Source organism: Oceanispirochaeta sp. M1, assembly GCF_003346715.1.
GTDB lineage: Bacteria > Spirochaetota > Spirochaetia > DSM-2461 > DSM-2461 > Oceanispirochaeta.
In genome coordinates, this window is sequence record NZ_QQPQ01000048.1 from 1 (window position 1) to 20,674 (window position 20,674).

The window sequence follows — 20,674 nt, forward strand, 5'->3', positions numbered from 1 at the left end:
CCTCTGTATATCGTTTCGACATATTGGACTTCTCATTATTCTCTATCATCTAAACCCTCACATCTATTATATCTGGAAATTATAATGTGTCCGAGTAATTACTGTCTGAAACAGTGTAGCCTATCCATTATGGCGTCAGCTTCTTTTTAGCATTGCTATTCTAGCAGTAGAAATCCCACTGGGAATTATGATTGCACTATCCCTTCCTAAAAAAGGAATTGGTGTCGGCATATCACTTGTATTGTTGGGTATACCCCTTCTGATTCCCTATAATGTAGTCGGAATTGTATGGAGACTGTTCTCACAATCAGATATTGGCCTGATTCCTGAGGTTCTAAGCTGGATTAACTATTCATACAATGTATCGTTGAATTCTTTAGATGCGACTATGACTGTTTTTATTCTGGATGTGTGGCATTGGACACCATTGGTTGTTTTACTGGCATATTCGGGATACCTGGCTATACCGGATGCATTCTTCCGTGCGGCAGAGATTGATGGTGCTTCTTCCTGGAATACTTTTCGCTTTGTAACACTTCCTAAACTGAGACCTGTACTGGTTCTCGGGTTTCTCCTGAGATTTATGGACTCCTTTAAAATCTATGCTGAACCTCTACTTCTTACAGGTGGTGGTCCAGGGGATACAACAACCTATATGAGTATGTTTGTCGCAAGAAAAGCAGAATCATATGAATTGGGTTACGCAGGGGCTGTCTCAATTATTTATCTTGTAATTGTCATGGTCGTCAGTTGGTTGTTTTTTCAGGTTTTAAATAGAGTAGGACAGGGTGGGGGTCAGAAGGCATGACACATGTAAGTGGTAAACTTAAAAAAAGATACATATTTTTAATTACTTATTTTATTTTGTTGAGTATTCCAATCTATTGGATGTTGATTACTTCTTTCAAGACAGATGCCGAAATTCTGAGTGGACTATCTTATTTTCCCAAAAACATATCTTTTGAGAATTATATAGAGATATTTACTTCAAGTGTGTGGATGAGCAGTTTTGCAAACTCTCTTATTTATGTTGGCCTTAACGTTATCATTGTACTTTTAGTTTCTGTTCCAGCAGCTTACGCCTTTTCAAGATATCAATTTGTTGGTGATAAACACCTGTTCTTCTGGTTACTCACGAACAGGATGGCCCCGGCCGCAGTTTTTATCGTTCCATTCACAGAGCTGTTCTATACCCTTCATATTCATGACACTCATTTAGCAGTTGCTTTGGGACATTGTTTATTCAATGTACCACTGGCCATTTGGATACTTGAGGGATTTATGTCAGGTATTCCAAAGGAGATTGATGAGACAGCATTTGTTGACGGGTACAGCTTCGTACACTTTTTCAGAAAGATCTTTATTCCTCTCATTGCACCCGGAATTGGTGTGACGGCATTTTTCAGTTTCACTTTCTCATGGGTTGAATTGATCATTGCAAAGGCTGCAACCATTGTAAATGCAAAACCTGTTGTTGTTACTTTGACTGTTGGAATAGGTGCAGAGGGAGTCAAATGGGGGCTTCTGGCGGCAGCAGGTGTACTTACAATAATTCCTGGTGCCCTGGTTGTATATTTCGTACGAAATAACATGGCAAAAGGTTTTGCCTTAGGAAGGGTGTAATAAATGATAAATTGGTTAGTTCAAACTTTCGGATGGATGTATTGGACCCTGCCGAGTGCACTTTTTATGATTGGTGTATTTGGTTCCATTATTTTCCTGAGTATTCTGGGTGTTTACCGCCCGAATGTTGATAGAAAAGGGTTTCTTCCCATCGAAACTGGTCGTGGAGACAGGCTCTTTATCGCAGTCTATTCTTCGATCGTATTTTTTCTTTTCTGGCTTGGTATATTTGGGGATAACTTCTTAGTTGTTGCCGTAATAATATTGGTTCTTTGGTTCTTCAGTGTGTTTAAGTGGGGATAATATCCATCATATTCATAAGAAAATGATGGTGACTATTTTCAAAAATGTAATGAAGAACAAAAAATAAAAAAGGAGAGGTTTATGAGAAAAACCCTATTGCTGCTATGTGTAGCAACGTGTCTGATCGTTCCCGGTGTACTGTTTGGTGAAGGCCAGCAGGAGGGAGCAACTGCTGAAGAGAGCAGTGAGGCTATTGAAAAGTGGATTGAAGTATTCAGTCCATCGGCTCTCACTAAAGAGGAGCAACGTCAGGAACTGGAATGGTTCATAAAGGCAGCAGAACCATATCGTGGTATGGAAATCGTATCTTGTGCCGAAGGTATTGCGACACATAAATGGGAATCTGAAGTGCTGGCTGAAGCATTTACAGAGCTTACCGGCATAAAGGTTACTCATGATATTATTGGAGAAGGTGAAGTTGTAGACCGTATCCAGCGCCAGATTCAAACAGGCCGAAAATTATATGATATCTATGTAAATGATGCCGATATGATCGGTACCCATCTGAGAGCGAACAGTGCTCTGAACCTCAACAATTATATGGTTGGAGAAGGTGCAGCAGTTACTAATCCAATGCTGGATCTTAATGACTGGCTGAACCCTGAGTTTGGTCAGGATTATGATGGTAATCAATTACAGCTTCCCGACCAGGCATTTGCAAACCTTTATTGGTTCAGGTATGACTGGTTTACTGATGCTGATATTATGAAACAGTTCAAAGCTATCTATGGATATGATCTTGGTGTCCCTGTCAACTGGGCTGCTTATGAAGACATTGCCAACTTCTTTACTAATGAAGTAAATGGCGATGGTACTATTGATGGTGAACCAGTATATGGCCACATGGACTATGGTAAAAAATCACCATCTCTGGGATGGCGCTTTACCGATGCATGGCTTTCTATTGCAGGTGTTGGTGATGTAGGAATCCCCAATGGTCTTCCCGTTGATGAATGGGGAATCCGTGTAGAAAATAAAATACCAAAGGGTGCCAGTGTATCCCGTGGTGGTGCAACAAACAGCCCTGCCGCCGTTTATGCATTAACCAAATATGTTGACTGGATGAAGAATTATGCTCCAGATTATGCCGCATCAATGACCTGGTCTGAAGCTGGACCCACTCCCTCTCGCGGGAATATTGCACAGCGTCCTTTTCAGTATATTACTTGGCTCGCAGATCCTGCATTTAATGATCCAGAAAGCCCTGTAACCGATAAGAATGGTAAACCACTTTGGCGTGTTGCACCTACTCCCCACGGAAAGTACTGGGATGAAGGCATGAAAGTCGGATATCAGGATGCTGGTAGCTGGACAATTCTTAAGGATAGTGTAACTGGTGATGATCGTGCAGCAGCATGGCTATGGGCTCAGTTTGCAAGTTCAAAAACTGTCAGCTTGAAAAAATTCACTGTCGGACGTACTCCTGTACGTAAATCAACAGTATTCTCTGATTATCTTGCTGAGGAAGAGAAAAAAGGAACCTACGGCGGAATCGTAACATTTTACAAATCTCCCGTAGAATATATGTGGACTGACTCTGGACCCAATGTTCCCCATTATCCTCTGTTAGCAGAACAGTGGTGGAAAAATATCGCTACTGCCGTTACAGGTGATACAACTCCTCAGGAATCTATGGACAATCTGGCTCGTGATATGGATGACCTGATGGGTAAAATGAATCTTAAACAGTTCTCTCCCGAATTGAATCCCGAGAGAGATCCCCAGTATTGGCTGGATCAGCCTGGTTCTCCTAAAGCCGAACGGCCTGATGAAGAACCTAAAACCATTGCCTATGATGAATTGATCAAAGAGTGGAACTAAAAAGCTCTAATTGATTGGAAGGGCCCTGATTCATCAGGGCCCTTCTTTTCTGTAGATGATTTTAAGACCAATTTATAGATTGAAACAATTTCCAGTTAATAATCATGAACGAAAATGAACATATAATTCAATAACTTTATGGGTGATACAATATGTCAATAAAAAGTAAATTATTCGCACTTATCTCCATTATTCTATCATCTTTTATCCTCATAGCAGGAGGGTATTTCCTCTCCCTTGGAAATATTAAAACGATAGAGAGAGAGACGGCGACCCTGACATCTCTCAAAGACAGTATTCTTAATGAACAAATTCTTTTTTCTCGTCTTCTGGGCCAATCCCCCTATATGGAGAGTGTAGAAGATTTTTATGATGCTGCAGGCAAAACCAGTATGGCCTTTGAAGAAGTAAAAAAAATTGAATTTATCCGCTCTAAAAGTTCTAATGTTGCAAAAGCTCTGGATATTACTGTTAGCTGGAATGAAATGAGACTAGAGAATCTGGATCAATTCAAGCAGGAAGAATCAAGGTTCAGAGAAGCAGTTGATGAAATTCACTTTGTAACAGATTCCTCAAACTTTGTAATACTCTACAAAGATAAATTTGCCCTGCAAAATAGTGAGAAACAACAGAATTCTCTTTTTAATCTGGCCATTACAGATTTCCTATATGAGCATAGTTTATATGAAAATATCCTGGATAGTTCTCTTACTGCAATAATAAAGCAATTTGACGCAATCAATCAGGAAGCTCTCAGAATAGGAAAGAAATCGAGACTGGTTTCAGGAGGAGCAATTGTAGTTATTCTAACTATTATTTTCATTCTAAGTCTCCTTTTTGCTAATAAAATTGTAGTTAATATTAAATATATAGAAGGCAGTATCAGCCGTCTGAAAGATGGAGATCTGATTACAATAACTGAAATTGAAACAAAGGATGATTTGTATCACTTAAACAATAATCTTACCCTCTTTCAGAACACTCTGAAAGGGATTATAGCTATGATTAAAGGGATCTCTAATGAAAATCTCAGAGTCCGTGACAAACTGATTGGACAGGTGGAGGAAACAAAAGTTTCTATCCATTCAATCACGATCAGTACAGATGAGATGAATGAAGTTATCAAACAACTTAATAAATTAGCTGGTAGTTCCTATCAGTCTGTTGAGTATATTTCAGAAAAAATTGAAAACCTAAACCAAAGTATCTTGGTACAGACTTCTATGATTGAAGAATCCTCTGCTGCAGTAAATGAGATGATGGCATCTATTTTTAATGTAAAACAGGTTACTGTCCGGAAGCAGGGCAGCCTGAAAACAATGGTAGAATCCATTGCGGTGGGAAATAACCAGTTAAAAGAGACTTCCATGAGTATTCAGAAAATCAATGACAGCATTGATGCTATCCGGAATATGATTTTAGTAATTGACGATATTGCTTCTCAGACAAATCTTCTTTCAATGAATGCAGCAATTGAATCCGCTCATGCCGGTGAGTATGGGAAGGGGTTTGCTGTTGTATCCGATGAAATACGAAAACTTGCGGAAGCGTCTTCCCTGAATTCCCGCGAAATTGGAGTCTTTCTGACAGAGATTATTGAGAATATTCTGCTTGCCGGCTCTTCATGTGAGACAACACTTCTAACTTTTACAAAGAGTGAAAAAGAAGTTGAAGATCTATTTGGATCAATGAAAGAAATCAGCCAGAGTATGATTGAATTGAATGTCGGTGGTGATCAGATCCTGGAAGTGATGAACTCCCTCCAGACTATGGCTATCGATGTTCGACAGGACTCAAGTGATATAAATGATCAGTCTCTGACAGTAGAGAAAGCAGCTGAAACTGTTCAGAAAATAAGCGGTAGTGTTAAATGCGGTATCAATCATATGTCTGGCGGGTTAACCAGGATCTCTGAAGCTATATCTGCCATTCAGGATCTGACTGGTACCATAGATTCCGTTGCAGAGTGTATTAATGATGAATTAGGATATTTTACGACTATAAAATAATATTTTTAAAAAAATAATTCTGAAGCATTGTAAGAATTCGCTTATCAAAAGTGATAACAAAGCAGTGATGATCCGTCAAATCATAATCATAAGAAAAGATAAGTATTATTGTTGCTTAGGTCAGCTGTCTAAACAGTAAAATATAGTACTGAATTTGCTGAATATTACTATTTATATATTTTGAAGATAATAGTTCAACAAAATGTTCCTTTAACATAGTGGTTTAATACAATGTCAACCGGGAACTTCCATGGGATAATTAAATAAATAGAAAATTAGCTATTAAAATAATGAGGAGAATAGTATATGAGAAAAGCATTTATTTCACCCAGTAAGTACGTGCAATGCGAAGGTGCACTTAATGATTTAGGAGAATATATCGGCCTATATGGAAAATCAGCATTATTGATAGCACATAAGGATGATGTTGCCCGAGTTAAAAAGCAGCTTGATAACACAGCTGGGAAATACGGCATAAGTTTTGTAACCTCGGATTTTGGGGGAGAATGCTCCAGAGATGAGATAGCACGTCTTAAAAAAGTGGCTCTTGAGGCTGACTGCGATGTTGTTGTCGGGCTTGGTGGTGGTAAGGCCATTGATACAGCAAAATGTGTTGCTGATAGTGTTAAACCAGTGATTATCTGTCCAACTATTGCTGCGACCGATGCTCCAACAAGTTCCTCAGCAGTTTTGTACACTAATGATGGGGCTTTTGATGATTATGCTTATTTTGTCAGCAATCCCGATGTTGTTCTTGTTGATACAGCTGTAATCGCCATGGCACCCACAAGATTTCTTGTCTCTGGAATGGGAGATGCCCTTTCTACTTTTTTTGAAGCCAGATCCTGCAAAAGAGCTTTTGCCAGGGTTAATGCCAGTGGAAACGGCCGAGCAGACGCTTCAGGAACTATGACAGCCATGGCTCTTGCTGACCTATGCTATAAAACCCTGCTGGAAGATGGTCTTAAGGCCAAACTTGCCTGTGAAGCCAATGTTGCTACACCTGCCCTGGAAAATATTGTTGAAACCAACATTCTCCTCTCCGGATTAGGATTTGAAAGTGGCGGACTTGCTGCGGCTCATGCCATTCATAACGGATTGACCGTTTTAGAAGAATCCCATCATTTTTTTCATGGAGAGAAGGTTGCTTTTGGAACCTTGGTTCACCTGGTTCTGGAAAATGCACCCATGGATGAAATCAGGACAGTTATTGGATTCTGTAAATCTGTTGGACTTCCTACCTGCTTGAAGGACCTTGGGGTGAATGAAGTGACCATGGAAAAGATTTGCGCCGTAGCCAAAGGTTCAACCATCCCCGAGGAAAGCATCCATAATATGCCGTTCCCTGTAACTGAAGACGCTGTTATTGCTGCTATTCTTGCTGCAGATAAAATTGGAAGCGCTGAATGAAAAAAATAATAAATACACCTGAGACTCTGGTTCTCGATATGTGTAAAGGAATGATTGCAGCCCATCCGGAGCAGTTTGCTTTTGATGAAAAATATAAACTGTTAATGAGAAAAAAATTGAATTCCAATAAAGTCACTCTTATTAGCGGTGGTGGTTCTGGTCATGAACCGGCTCATGCCGGGTATGTCGGAGAGGGGATGTTAGATGTTGCAGTATGCGGTGATGTATTTGCATCACCATCAACGATTCAGGTCTATAATGCCATTACCGAAACAGAATCAAAAAAAGGGACTCTGCTGATAATCAAGAACTACTCTGGTGATATAATGAACTTTGAAGCCGCTGCTGAAATGGCTGAAGAAGATGATGATATTAAAGTAGAAAAAGTTTATGTAAATGATGATGTCGCAGTAAAGGACAGTTTGTATACAGTCGGTAGACGAGGCGTTGCGGGCTCAGTATATGTGCATAAGATTGCAGGGGCTGCAGCAGAAAAGGGCTTATCCTTAGATGAAGTTAAAACTGTAGCTGAAAAAGTTATTGATAATGTAAAGTCTATCGGTTTTGCATTAACTTCATGTACCGTTCCCGCTAAAGGATCTCCAACTTTCACTTTGTCTGAAAATGAAATTGAGTTTGGTGTAGGAATACATGGAGAACCGGGAGTCGCCCGCCAGGAAATTCGTACTCCAGATGAATTGGCTGCCGATTGTCTTGAGCTACTCTTAGTTGATTTACCTTTTATAGAAGGAGACGAAGTCGCGCTTATGGTTAATGGTTTTGGCGGCACTCCTCTACAGGAACTCTATGTATTTAACAACTCGATTTCTAAGATTTTATCTGAAAAGGGGATAAGCGTTTACGATACAATGGTTGGCAATTACATGACTTCACTAGACATGGCTGGGGCTTCTGTTACGATGCTTAAACTAGATGATGAATTAAAGAATTATTATGATGCACCAGTGAACACCATCGCAATAAAAAAATAAGTGCAGGACATTATTATGACTACGTTAAATACAGAAGAAATGATTAAAATAACTGAAACTATGGGTGAAATCATTATCAGAAATGAAGTCTATTTTTGTGAACTTGATTCTGTCGCTGGTGATGGTGACTTTGGAATGTCCGTAGCAAAAGGATTTAAGCAGTTAAAACAAGAATGGAATGATTTATCCAAAGAAGATATTGGTGCTTTTTTAAAAGATGCCGGAATGATTATCACAGAGTACTGCGGTGGAGCATCCGGGCCGATATGGGGTTCTGCTTTTAGAGCCGCCGGTAAAAGTGCCAAAGGGAAAACAGAAGTGAATCTTGCAGAATTTGCAGACTTGATGGAAGCGGCAGTAGCTGGTATCCAAAAAAGAGGTAAAGCAAAACTTGGAGATAAAACATTATTGGATGCACTTATCCCTACAACTGTTGCTCTCAGGGCCGGAGCAGATGATGGTGTAGATATGCTTGTCGCTATGGAACAAGGTGCTGCAGCAGCCAGAAATGGTGCTGAAAAGACAAAATTCATGGTTGCAAATAAAGGAAGAGCCAGCTATGTCGGTGAACGTAGTTTAGAACATCCAGATGCCGGGGCTATGGCATTGGGTATTATATTTACAGAATTATATAAAAGTCTGGCCTGATTATTAAATACCATCTTATTGTACTAACCCCTTCAAAGTAGACAAAACTTTGAGGGGGTTTTTCTATTTTGATTAAGAATACACAAACGCCTCTCCCCTTGATTTTTAACCCTCTTACAGACTATGTTTATTAGGCTGAAATAAACACAGGTTAAAGAGGTATTATTGTGGTAGAAGCCCTTAAAAAACATAGCTTTATAGAAAAAAGAAGAGGTCCCGTCGTCCTTTGTATAATGGACGGTGTTGGATACGGTAAATATGAAACTGGCGATGCTTATCAGGCAGCCATTACAGAGACTCTGGATGAACTGACTGCCAGCTGTCCTGTAACAAAACTTCAGGCACACGGAGTAGCTGTAGGTCTTCCTTCTGATGATGATATGGGAAACTCCGAAGTAGGGCACAACGCCATAGGATGTGGACGTGTATTTGCTCAGGGTGCAAAACTTGTTGCAGCTTCTCTTGAATCAGGAGCTATGTTCACAGGGGATGTCTGGAAAAAACTTACAGGCCATGTTGCCGGTAAGGATCAGGCTCTTCATTTTATCGGTCTGCTTTCAGACGGAAATGTGCACTCCCACGTAGATCATCTTGAAGCTATGGTAAAACAGGCTAAGAATGACGGTGTTAAGACAGTAAGAGTTCACGCACTCCTTGACGGACGTGATGTGGGTGAGACATCCGCTCTTGATTTCTTTGATCCCCTTGAAAAATATCTTGCAGATCTTTCTGACGATTCCTTCGATGCACGTATCGCTTCCGGCGGTGGTAGAATGCAAATCACCATGGACCGTTACAATGCGGACTGGAGCATGGTCGAGCGTGGTTGGAATACTCATGTACTGGGTGAGGGCGAACTCTTTGATTCCGCCCACGATGCCATTGTCTCTCTCCGAGAGAGAACTGGTGCCATTGACCAGGACCTTCCTCCCTTTATCGTTGCCGAAGACGGTGTTCCTTTAGGAGCCATGGAAGATGGTGACAGCGTCATACTTTTCAACTTCAGAGGTGATAGAGCCCTTGAAATTACAGCTGCCTTTGAAAAAGGCGATGAGTTTGATAAATTTGACAGAGTCAGAGTCCCTGCAGTTGAGTATGCCGGAATGATGGAATACGACGGAGACCTTCATGTTCCCGCTCAGTATCTTGTTAATCCTCCTACCATAGACAGAACCATGGCAGAATATCTCTGTGCAACAGGGGTTAAACAGTACTCAATTTCTGAAACACAGAAGTTCGGTCATGTTACCTACTTCTTCAATGGAAACAAAACAGGCAAGTTCAGCGAAGAGCTGGAAACCTATGTTGAAGTTCTCTCTGATGTTGTTCCCTTTGAGCAAAGACCTGCAATGAAATGTGCAGAAATAACTGACAAAGTAATTGAAACTATTGAGGGTGGAGAGTATGAGCTTATCAAGCTGAATTTTCCTAATGGTGATATGGTTGGACACACTGGTGTCTTTCAGGCAGTTGTCTGCTCCATGGAAGCCATGGACCTGAGTATCGGTCGAATCAGAAAGGCAGTTGAAGCTGCGGGTGGTGTACTTATTCTGACAGCTGATCATGGTAACTCCGATGATATGTTCGAACATGACAAGAAGACCGGAGAGGTCATTATCAAAGAAAACGGTAAACCCAAATCAAAGACTTCTCATTCACTGAATCCCGTACCCTGTATCATTTACGATCCAGAGTATAAGGGTGATTATTCAGAGAAGCTGACAGAAGGTCTTGGAATCAGTTCTGTTTGTGCAACTACTATCAACCTTCTGGGATATGAAGCACCCGCAGACTATGATGTTTCAGTTTTTCAGAAAAAATAATGAGATAACAGTTTTAGACTGAATATAAGGCCGGTTAATCCTTTACAGGGTGCCGGTCTTTTCTATTTTGGATACTGTCCATAGGGCGAGGCGCTTTATTTTCTTATCCGGATCTTCTTTGAGCAGACTGAGCATACCCTTGTCCTCCTGTGCCTGAAAAAGGGCCTTGAGAGCCATTTTCCTTATATCCAGGCTGATATCCCTGGCGGCTGAAAGTAGTCCCCGGCAGGCATTCTGTGTGGATATTTTGCAGAGGGCATCTGCTGCTTCTCTTCGTTTTCCAGGGAAGGGACTTTTCAGATTACCGATCATTTTCTCGACAAACCCTGTTTTTTCCAGAATCTCTTTTATATCTGAACTGCTCACATCATCACTAAGCAATGACAATAGGATCTGCTCTGCTTCTTCCCCCATACTTTTAAACAGTAATTGAAGACACTCTTTTGTGTATTCATCTGAATCTCCGTATAGAGCTGTCAGAATTCTGATATCTTCACTGGATTTCTTCATTTTTAGCGTATTGATCAGCTGATCCTCAGGAATCCCGTCTTTACTGAATAGACCGGCAATGATGGGAATCAGTTTTCTGTTATCAGATTTTTCTGCAGCCTTCAGAATGATATCGTGGATTTCCGGTAATTCTAAATTATCCTTTAGAAGTACCTGAATCTCATTGAAGCACTCTTCCTTATCCCAATCAATGAAAACTGCGGCTGTATGAGCTTTTACACGAGTTTCAGCATCGTAAAACAGACCTTTCATTTTCTCGATAGATCCAATGCTGTTCAGTTCCTGGAGAGAGTGTAGAGCTGTAATGCGGGTTTTTGCCTGGGGAGAAAGAAGTTTCTCTTCAATTTCAGAAATATAATTTGTGTCAGCTGCTGATGCCAGAAGTTCCATCAGGCTCTGGTGGAGGGCTGCATCGGGCTGTGAAAAAATAAGAGAGACATCTCTATCAAAGGCTTTTCTGTTCCAGGATGAAACCGATTCAGCCAAATCCTTCATCTCATCTTTCTTCAGAAGATCAAGATTCTCCAGCATAAAAAGAGTACAGCTGTATTCACAAAACGAAGAGAGAATAATTAAAGCTCTGCGCCTGATTTCAATATTCAGTTCAACGTTCCTGATCAGGGAATAGAGATCAGATAGACAGAGGTTAACAGGAACAGATTTGAAAGCCTTATACAGGCTGTCAATATTAGGGAAGTTTATATCCTGAATAAAATCTTTAAGAACCGGATAATATATAATACCGCCTTCACTTGGTAAATGTTCAAGAAGGTAGGGGTGTATCTCGCTTTTTGGGGATTTGAGTAACTCTCTGATCAGAATGAGGCTGTCAGGATCTTTTTGCCTGGTCAGACATTGAAGAGCCCGGTGTTTCATCTCAAGGTTCACTGCTTTACTGTCATTCAGATTAAATATCTGCTCCAGTGTCCAGGCAAATAGATTACTGTGTGTACCCGACTCATACAGGGACAGTGCAGTAAAAAGTGACCCGGCATTATTAAGATTCTCTTTTTTCTCCAGAAAGGATATGAGCTGATGATCAGCAACTGTCTGCAATAGACCGATTCTTCTATCAATATCCTCATGATCCTTTAATCTTGCCTTTTGAATCATGCTGTCCAGAGTTCCGGTCTTTTCCAGATAGAGTCCAGCAGCAAGAACAACTCCAGGCTGTGGATCATTGAGCAGCTGAAGAGCAAGATCATGATCGTGGGATGATTTTATATTAAGCAGTTCAAGACAGTGGATCTTTTCTTCCAGGCTCAGAGCAGTAGGATTTATAGAATACAGATCAGAAAAATCCCTGGTAATTCTGGTGAAGGCTGATTCTCTGACTTCAGGGACAGGGTCATTGAGATAAATCTTAAACAGGGTATTGTAGAGTCTGTGACGGTCTTCAGACTGAAACATGCGGATCATCAAAATCCTGATAGCTCTTTCGCTGTCCCGGAACATTCCCCACAGATGACGGCGGCAGTTTTCATTCTTAGAATAGATAAGAATACTGCAGCCGTGATAGCGGAGATTTGAATCTTTGTGCATGGCAAGGATGAGGACATCCTCTTCGTAGCCGAGAAGCAGTCGTTTCCAGGGCAGATCTTTTTCATTGGAATCCATTGACATGAGGGTTTCTGTCATCCAGTGATGCGGAGAACTGCCGCCTATCATCTTACTGAGAGTTTCTATACCTTTAGAGTTGTTTTTTAAAGCTGTCAGCCGGGGCATATGAAGTATCCTTATCAAATGTATGATCAGAATATATCAGATCATATTTAATTTAATAAGGATATCATAACTACATAAGACATTTTTTTACAGCTATTTTCCATCCTTCATACAATGATTCACGCTCATCTGAATCCATTGAGGGGGTGAATATACGGTCTTCCTGCCAGATGTTGCTAATTTCATCCATGGATTTCCAGAAACCAACTGCCAGACCTGCCAGATAGGCTGCACCAAGAGCTGTTGTTTCAATTGACTTCGGACGGATGACCATAGTGTTGGATATGTTACTCTGGATTTCCATAAGGATATTACTTCTGGAAGCACCGCCGTCAACCCGGATGCAATTCAGGGGAATACCTGATTCTTCTGCCATAACATCAATAACATCCCTGGTACGGAAAGCAATGGACTCAAGAGCTGCACGGCAGATCTGTCTCTTATCACTTCCTCTGGTCAGTCCGCTGATGGACGCCCGAGCCTCCATTCCCCAATAGGGAGCACCAAGCCCCTGAAATGCAGAAACAAGATATACTCCATTATTCTCTGTCTGCTCGGCCAGTTCATCACATTGACGGGCATTATCTATGATACCGAGATTGTCTCTGAGCCACTGTATGACGGCTCCTCCCATAAAGACGCTGCCTTCCAGAGCATATGTTGTTTTACCGTTTATATTAAGGGCAATTGTTGTGAGAAGTCCCTTTGTAGAAGGAATGGGTTCTTCTCCAGTATTCATAAGGAGGAAGCATCCCGTTCCATATGTATTTTTTACTTCACCTTTTTTAAGGCACATCTGTCCGAAGAGGGCCGCCTGCTGGTCTCCGGCAATACCGGAAATAGGAACCTCGGCTCCCAATAGATTTTTATCTGTATAACCGTATATTTCACTGCAAGATTTGACTTCGGGTAGAAGAGATGCAGGGATCTTCAATATATCGAGAAGCTCCTGATCCCATTTCTGAGTATGAATATTGAATAAAAGAGTACGGCAGGCATTGGTCATATCTGTAACATGGACTTTTCCCGCAGTGAGTTTCCAGATAAGCCAGGTATCAATTGTACCGAAAAGAAGATCTCCCCCTTCTGCCCGTTCTCTGGCTCCCTCAACATTATCAAGAATCCACCGGATTTTTGTTCCTGAAAAATATGCATCCAGGGGCAGTCCTGTTTTTTCCTTGAATATTGAAGCTTTACCTTCATTACTTAATTCATAACAAAGATCGGAAGTTCTTCGGCACTGCCAAACAATGGCATTGTAAACAGGTTCACCAGTATTTTTATCCCAGACAACAGTAGTTTCCCGCTGATTAGTAATACCGATGGCTGCCATTTCAGAGAGAGGAATCTTTTCATCCCTTAAAACCTTCTCCATCATATCTTTCTGACAGGTCCATATGGTTTCAGGGTCATGTTCAACCCACTGTTCATGAGGGAAAATTTGTGTAAATTCTTCCTGAGCCATAGCCTTGATGTTTCCGTTTTTTTCTATTATCAAAGCTCTGGAACTTGTTGTTCCCTGATCCAATGCCATAATATAAGCCATATTAACCCCTAAAACGATCATGATATGATCATATAATTATCAATAAAGATCAAAAATTATCTTTTTTCTAATATTATCAGTGACATTATAGGATTTGTCTAGAAAATTGTACTGCCTGATAAAAAATAAATAGATCCTGAGTAAAAATAAGCCGATAATAGATTCATATGAATCTATTGAAGGTTGCGACTGGTCTATTCTGGTTGGAGATCCCAGAAAAAGATCTTTATCTCATGTGTGGTTGTCCAATGGACAGCATAAAACATCTGGAGAATAAAAATATTATTCACAGAGTAGACCGTGATGACTGTTTTATGGAAACAGGTCCTAATGCAATACTTCTTTCAGATCTCCCTGTTCAAAACGGTTATTTCTGCAATCTCGCCGAATTTCCCATTCTTCATATGATGTATAAGCAGGGTATGGCACTTCCCGATCATCCGGGAAATAAGGGACAGAGTCCCTGGCTCATTGGAGTTTCTGATCAGGTTGAATCACAGAAAAACTATATTTTCAGAGGAAATTACGGCCTGTCCACAAGAGAAGAATTTAAAGAAGCCGGCTGTGTCGGTGATGAAATTGATATCATGTGGAATCTGAAAATGAAATTCAACTTTAATACAATACTTGATGCATCTGAATTGGTCGAAACCACTGTTGTAGATACGAAGGAAGTTGAACTCAGACCCGAAGTCTTTTTAAAAAGGACAGGACTGAACCGTTATACACTTCGTTATAATGATGAGAGTATTGATATTGATCTTAATCTCGATGCAGATGAGCTGTATGAACCACCTTATCATCTGAACTCAAGAAAAATTGATAGAGAGTATTTTTCAATAATCCATGTGGGAGAGGGAAACGGCTGGGATAATGCACGTCCCTGTATGGGAAGCATCATCAGTTATCAGGGCAAAATATATCTTATAGATGCGGGACCCAATATTGAGTATTCACTGAACGCCATGGGTCTTTCTGTTAATAATGTAGATGGAATATTTCATACTCATATTCATGATGATCATTTTGCCGGTCTTACCTATCTGATAATGGCTGATCATAAGATTAAGTACTATGCCACCTCACCAGTCATGGCAACAGCCAGGAAAAAGCTTTCAGCCCTGATGGGACAGGATGAATCCATGTTTGACAGTGTATTCTGTCCCGAGGTTCTGGACTGCGGTATATGGAACAATATTGACGGTCTGGAAATTAAACCTTTATTCTCTCCTCATCCCGTGGAGACATCAGTTTTTTATTTCAGAGTTCTCGGGCCCGATGGATATAAGTCATATGCTCATCTCGCAGATGTTATTTCTGATCGAATATTAAAAAATTATATCTCTGATAATCCAAAAGAGGGGATCAGTCAGGAGTTCTATGACAAAGTCTGGAAGGACTATCTGGAATATGCTGATATAAAGAAGATTGATGTAGGAGGTGGTCTGATTCATGGTGATGCAGCTGATTTCAAGGATGATCCCTCGGCTCTTATTATTCTCAGCCATCTGGACAGAACACTTAATAATGAAGAGAAAGAGATAGGAAGCAATGTAGAGTTTGGATCTCAGCATGTTCTTATTGCATCAAATCAGAATTACAGCATGAATCTGGCGTCAAAAATACTGAATTCTTACTTTCCGGAAACCCCTGAAGCCGATCAGCAGATGTTGCTTAATACTGGAAAGGTATCAGAGTTTCCTGCTGGAACAATAATAGCTAAAGACAGTACGAAAATGGATAATGTATTTCTGATTATTTCAGGAACGGTGGATTATATATTTTCCGAAACCGGTACATATCATGAAATGACTTCCGGCAGCACTGTGGGACTGATGAATGGTCTATGGGATGAGCCCATCAAGGGTACATATAGAGCATCCGCCCATGTTGAGGCCCTGGTGATTTCCAAGGATGTACTACTTCACTTTCTGAAGAAGAATAATGAAATCGAGAATCTTAAGAAAGTAAGCCGGAGAATCTTTGACCTGAGATGTTCATATCTTTTCGGTTCAAGAATCTCCAATACCAATCTGGTTAAACTTGCTCAGCGCGCAGGAACAATGCATCTGCTGCCGGGTGACGTTGTGCCGGGCGGCTGGCCCAGAGATCTATATCTTATTAAAAAGGGTAAGATGGAAATCCGTCATAAGGGTAAAACAATAGGTAAACTGGGTAAATGGGAATCCTGGGGTGGATATCCTGTATATCCCATTTGGAAAGATCTCAGTATTGAAGCTGTTGTAAGCGGTAAAACATCCTGTGAATTCTACAGAATCTCCTTTGAAGTTTTAAAAGATATCCCTGTGGTCCAGTGGAAACTTTATCAGCTCTGGTCATGCTGGGGGGCTCATAGCTGAGAGGTCGATGAATGGTATCATACCCCAGGGCAAGCCCTGGACCCGAGCCGCAAGCGGCTCATTCCGAGGCAGAGCCTCGGGGTATGAAACCATGCTTTCGCGGCACTCATTCGGCAATGCCCGCAAGCAGTCGCTGCCCTCATTTCATTTGCGAATCAATTAAGCTCAGGCTCTGGAAATTTATTAATAATTAGAATAAAGTCATCTCTATGAATCAAATTAAAAAGTATGACTGTATCATAGTCGGAACAGGTCCTGCCGGACTGGGTGCCGCATTTCATTTGATCAAAGCAAAACCTGATATGAATATTCTGATGCTTGATAAATCAAATTATTCCACAGGCGGTCTGCGAAACGACTGTAAGATGAATTTCACATATCCCATAGGTTTCACCCAGGGCAACTGGGAAAAAGAAGAGGCGGATTATTATCTGCAGCAGGTAGAAGCCATTCTCAAACCAGATCTGATGGAGAACAATAATATAGATGTATATGAAAAAAGAGCTTCTTCACTTGGTGTGGAACTTCTAAATATCAGACAGTCCCATCTGGGTACAGACGGTGGTCTGGCACTTATTAAAAAACTTTGTGCTGAACTTGAAAGCCTGGGTGTTGAATTCTCCCTCGGTAATGAAGCTCTTCAGGTTATACATACAGGGAAAATCCTTAAAACTGCAAATGGAGAGTATGAATATGATTCATTGATCATTGCTCCCGGCAGACAGGGTTTTAATTTCCTGCAGGATATTATGAAGGATCTTGATATCTATTATATTGATAATATTGTGGATATCGGCATCCGTATTGAAACAAGACTTGAGCACTATCCCATTGTCAAAGATTATTATGATCCTAAATTCCACTTTCCCGGAAAGGTGAGAACTTTTTGTACCAACAGTGGAAATGCTCATGTGGTTCAGGAAAAATATAAGACCCATGACGATAAGGATTTCTATTCAGTAAACGGCCATGCCTGGTCCAAACAGAAAAAGGGTGAGAACGGACTGGTTAACTTTGCCATGCTTAAGACGATTCGTCTGACGGCTCCTCTTGCCAGTGGTCACAATTATGCAGAGATAATCGGCCTGCAGGCTGCCTTACTGGGTGGTGGTAAACCGATAATGCAGAGAGTCGGTGATTTTCGTCTCTCCAAGCGATCCTATGATCACAGTTTTAACGATGACTACTATGATTTTGAACCTACACTGAAAAGTTGTTCACCCGGAGATATTGCTCTGGCCATGCCCAGTAAGATAATGAGAGCCATATGGAAATCTATGAAACAGCTGGATACCATAATTCCCGGAGTACTTCATCCCTCAACAATAATGTACTATCCCGAAATAAAGATGTATGCCAATAAACCGGAATTTAAGGATCGCCATTTTGCGGTCAAAGAAGATATATATATGATCGGTGACGGTGCCGGAACCAGCCGTGGAATCACAGGAGCCTGGGCCAGCGGTATCAGAGCAGCAGAAGGAATATTGAATTAAATGTTAAAAAATAAAAGACTCACTTTCGCCATCATCAGCCATCCTGATGCCGGTAAGACAACCATGACCGAGAAGCTGCTCCTCTTTGGAGGCGCAATCCATGCCGCCGGAGCTGTAAAATCCGGTAAGACTGCAAGGAAGACTGTCTCCGACTTTATGGAAATGGAAAAAAACAGAGGTATCTCAATCTCAACATCCGTAATGGGATTTGACTATAGGGATAGAAAAGTAAATATCCTTGATACTCCGGGTCATGCCGACTTCTCTGAAGATACATATCGAACCCTTACCGCCGTGGACAGTACACTCATGGTGATTGACTCCGTAAAAGGGGTAGAAGAGCGGACCCGTAAACTCTGTGAGATCTGCCGCATGCGTAAGACTCCGATTATTACCTTTATAAACAAGTTTGACCGGGAAGGAAAAGAAGCTGTTGAGCTTCTGGATGAAATAGAAGCTGAACTCAATGTTACGGTATGCCCTATGAGCTGGCCTGTGGGTCAGGGAAAGAACTTCAAGGGTGTGTACAGCCTATTTGAAAAAAGACTGATCCTTTTTGCTGCCCATGGTGTTCAGGAAGATCAGGATATATATGAAATAACAGATCTTCAGAGCAAAGATCTGGATCACAAAATCGGTGAATTTGAAGCCAAAAAGCTCAGAGAAGACCTTGAACTTATAATGGAAGTCTATCCTGAGTTTGACCATGAACTTTATATGAGCGGTGAACTGACCCCTGTCTTTTTCGGTTCTGCCATTAATAACTTCGGAATAAGGGAACTTCTGGACTGCTTTGTTGATATCGCACCCGGACCCGGAGAGTTTGAAGCAGAGTCCCGTATGGTGAATCCCGAAGAAAAAGGATTTTCAGGTTTTATTTTTAAGATTCATGCAAACCTTGATCCCCGTCACCGGGACAGAATTGCCTTTATGCGTATTGTTTCCGGTGAGTTTGAAAAAAATCACAGCTATACCCATGTTCGTACAGGAAAAGGATTCAAAACATCCAATCCTACAGCATTTATGGCTCAGAGTCGTAATGTTGTAGATACAGCCATACCTGGAGACATCATCGGACTTCATGATACGGGAACTTTCAAGATTGGTGATACCCTCACAGAGGGTGAGGATATTCAGTTCAAGGGAATTCCCAGCTTTGCTCCTCAGATTTTCCGTTCTGTAATTAATAAAGACCCCCTGAAAGACAAACAGTTCCGTAAGGGACTGGATCAGCTTGCCGAAGAGGGTGTTGTTCAGATTTTTACAAAGGTAACAACCAAGACCAAATTAATAGGTGTTGTCGGTGCGCTTCAGCTGGATGTAATACAGCATCGTCTGGCCAATGAGTATAAAGCTACCTGTATTTTTGAACCCGTAGATTTTCAGACTGCCTGCTGGATACATGCCGATGATAAGTCGGTTCTTGATAAATTTGTGGCAGAGAATCAGAATAAAATCGCCGAGGATGTCAGAGGACAGATGATTTATCTCGCTCCCAGCCGCTGGATGCTTGACCGTACTGTGGAAGATTATCCCGGGCTTAGATATTACTTTACATCAGATCTTAAATAAGGGAGTATTCAGTCATGACACCTACGGAATTCAAGCTTAGAGACACTAAAGTCAGACGCTGCGCCCGTCCCCGTATTCTGGGAGACGGAAAGGACGCTGTCCTGGGACTTCATGGTTTTATGGGATATCCCGGAGAATTGTCTTATCCTGCGGAAAAACTGGCTGAAGCCGGCTTTACAGTCTCTCTGCCGCGCTTTCCGGGACACGGTACCTGTGGTGAGGATTTTAATCAATCAAGTGGTGGACAGTGGCTCAGGGCTGCAATTGATGCCTACCTCGAACTAAAGAGTAATCATGAGAAGATTCATGTTATGGGTCATTCCATGGGTGGTGTTCTGGCTATTCTTCTTGCTTCAATATTTCCTGTAGAAAAAATGGTACTTATGGCACCGGCTGTTAAACTCAGCGGCCCCCTTTTCCTTACTGAGCCCCTCAGTCTCTTTGTTAATAAAGCACTCAACAGACCTCAGTGGGAAGCGGATAATTCGGTATACTTTCTTGATGACAGAGATGAAGACGATGATCTGTATATGGGACAGGAGTACTGGACCTGGTCATATTTTAGAAGACTTGCAGACCTTTCAAGACTAAGACGGCAATCACTAAGGCAGCTTCCCCTGGTAAAGGCTGATATTCTGTCGATTATAGGAAGAAATGATCCCACAGTACCTTTGAAAGCTGCAGATGTAATAAAAAAAAGAGCCGGTGGAAATGTGGAGTCAGTAATTCTGGAAAATTCCGCTCATCTGGTTCCTTATGATAAAGATTATGAAAAAAATGCGGAACTGACTGTATCCTGGATGCGCTGATCCGCTTTTATATATAACTGTTAATTT

15 protein-coding genes are annotated in these 20,674 nt (G+C 41.2%); 13 read left to right on the top strand and 2 right to left on the bottom strand.

All coding sequences use genetic code 11. From position 1 onward, the window contains the following. Positions 1–184 precede the first annotated feature (184 nt). The 9 genes from DV872_RS22355 (at position 185) to gpmI (ending at position 10,629) form a co-directional block, all read left to right on the top strand. Positions 185–808, top strand: a complete 624-nt coding sequence (locus DV872_RS22355) for a carbohydrate ABC transporter permease (protein WP_255566877.1) — start codon at positions 185–187, stop codon at positions 806–808. Continuing rightward, on the top strand, positions 805–1,623 hold the full coding sequence (locus DV872_RS22360; RefSeq protein WP_114632193.1) for a carbohydrate ABC transporter permease: 819 nt from the start codon (positions 805–807) through the stop codon (positions 1,621–1,623). Before DV872_RS22355 ends, DV872_RS22360 begins: the two co-directional genes overlap by 4 nt. A gap of 3 nt (positions 1,624–1,626) precedes the next feature. After that, positions 1,627–1,926 carry a DUF2160 domain-containing protein gene (locus tag DV872_RS22365; RefSeq protein ID WP_114632194.1) on the top strand — a complete coding sequence of 100 codons (300 nt, stop codon included), beginning with the start codon at positions 1,627–1,629 and terminating at the stop codon, positions 1,924–1,926. A gap of 81 nt (positions 1,927–2,007) precedes the next feature. Further along, positions 2,008–3,747 carry an ABC transporter substrate-binding protein gene (locus DV872_RS22370; RefSeq protein ID WP_114632195.1) on the top strand — a complete coding sequence of 580 codons (1,740 nt, stop codon included), beginning with the start codon at positions 2,008–2,010 and terminating at the stop codon, positions 3,745–3,747. A gap of 152 nt (positions 3,748–3,899) precedes the next feature. Next, positions 3,900–5,756 carry a methyl-accepting chemotaxis protein gene (locus tag DV872_RS22375; RefSeq protein ID WP_114632196.1) on the top strand — a complete coding sequence of 619 codons (1,857 nt, stop codon included), beginning with the start codon at positions 3,900–3,902 and terminating at the stop codon, positions 5,754–5,756. A gap of 306 nt (positions 5,757–6,062) precedes the next feature. Next, a complete protein-coding gene (locus DV872_RS22380) occupies positions 6,063–7,166 on the top strand; it encodes a glycerol dehydrogenase (RefSeq protein ID WP_114632197.1) in 1,104 nt (367 codons plus the stop codon). Continuing rightward, positions 7,163–8,158, top strand: coding sequence for a dihydroxyacetone kinase subunit DhaK (dhaK, locus tag DV872_RS26855; RefSeq protein WP_199563525.1), 996 nt, complete (start codon positions 7,163–7,165; stop codon positions 8,156–8,158). The genes DV872_RS22380 and dhaK overlap by 4 nt, the downstream gene beginning before the upstream one ends. A gap of 39 nt (positions 8,159–8,197) precedes the next feature. Next, on the top strand, positions 8,198–8,806 hold the full coding sequence (gene dhaL / locus DV872_RS26860; RefSeq protein WP_199563526.1) for a dihydroxyacetone kinase subunit DhaL: 609 nt from the start codon (positions 8,198–8,200) through the stop codon (positions 8,804–8,806). A 167-nt stretch (positions 8,807–8,973) separates the two neighbouring features. After that, on the top strand, positions 8,974–10,629 hold the full coding sequence (gene gpmI, locus DV872_RS22390; RefSeq protein ID WP_114632198.1) for a 2,3-bisphosphoglycerate-independent phosphoglycerate mutase: 1,656 nt from the start codon (positions 8,974–8,976) through the stop codon (positions 10,627–10,629). Positions 10,630–10,671: 42 nt separating this feature from the next. Here the strand turns inward: gpmI and DV872_RS22395 are convergent, their stop codons facing one another. Together DV872_RS22395 and glpK are read right to left on the bottom strand one after the other, a co-directional pair. Beyond that, positions 10,672–12,864, bottom strand: coding sequence for a HEAT repeat domain-containing protein (locus DV872_RS22395; RefSeq protein WP_114632199.1), 2,193 nt, complete (start codon positions 12,862–12,864; stop codon positions 10,672–10,674). A 70-nt stretch (positions 12,865–12,934) separates the two neighbouring features. After that, the gene (gene glpK, locus DV872_RS22400) at positions 12,935–14,410 is read right to left on the bottom strand and encodes a glycerol kinase GlpK (protein ID WP_114632200.1); all 1,476 of its coding nucleotides are present in this window, start codon (positions 14,408–14,410) and stop codon (positions 12,935–12,937) included. Between the two features lie 167 nt (positions 14,411–14,577). Here glpK and DV872_RS22405 point away from each other — a divergent pair, with 167 nt between their 5' ends. The 4 genes from DV872_RS22405 (at position 14,578) to DV872_RS22420 (ending at position 20,647) form a co-directional block, all read left to right on the top strand. Next, positions 14,578–16,770 (top strand): cyclic nucleotide-binding domain-containing protein, encoded by a 2,193-nt coding sequence (locus DV872_RS22405; protein ID WP_114632201.1) that lies wholly within the window; start codon positions 14,578–14,580, stop codon positions 16,768–16,770. A gap of 209 nt (positions 16,771–16,979) precedes the next feature. Further along, entirely contained in the window at positions 16,980–18,266 is a 1,287-nt protein-coding gene (locus DV872_RS22410) for an FAD-dependent oxidoreductase (RefSeq protein WP_216664433.1), read from the top strand. Next, on the top strand, positions 18,267–19,838 hold the full coding sequence (locus DV872_RS22415; protein WP_114632202.1) for a peptide chain release factor 3: 1,572 nt from the start codon (positions 18,267–18,269) through the stop codon (positions 19,836–19,838). Between the two features lie 14 nt (positions 19,839–19,852). Beyond that, entirely contained in the window at positions 19,853–20,647 is a 795-nt protein-coding gene (locus tag DV872_RS22420; RefSeq protein ID WP_114632203.1) for a carboxylesterase, read from the top strand. Positions 20,648–20,674: the final 27 nt, after the last annotated feature.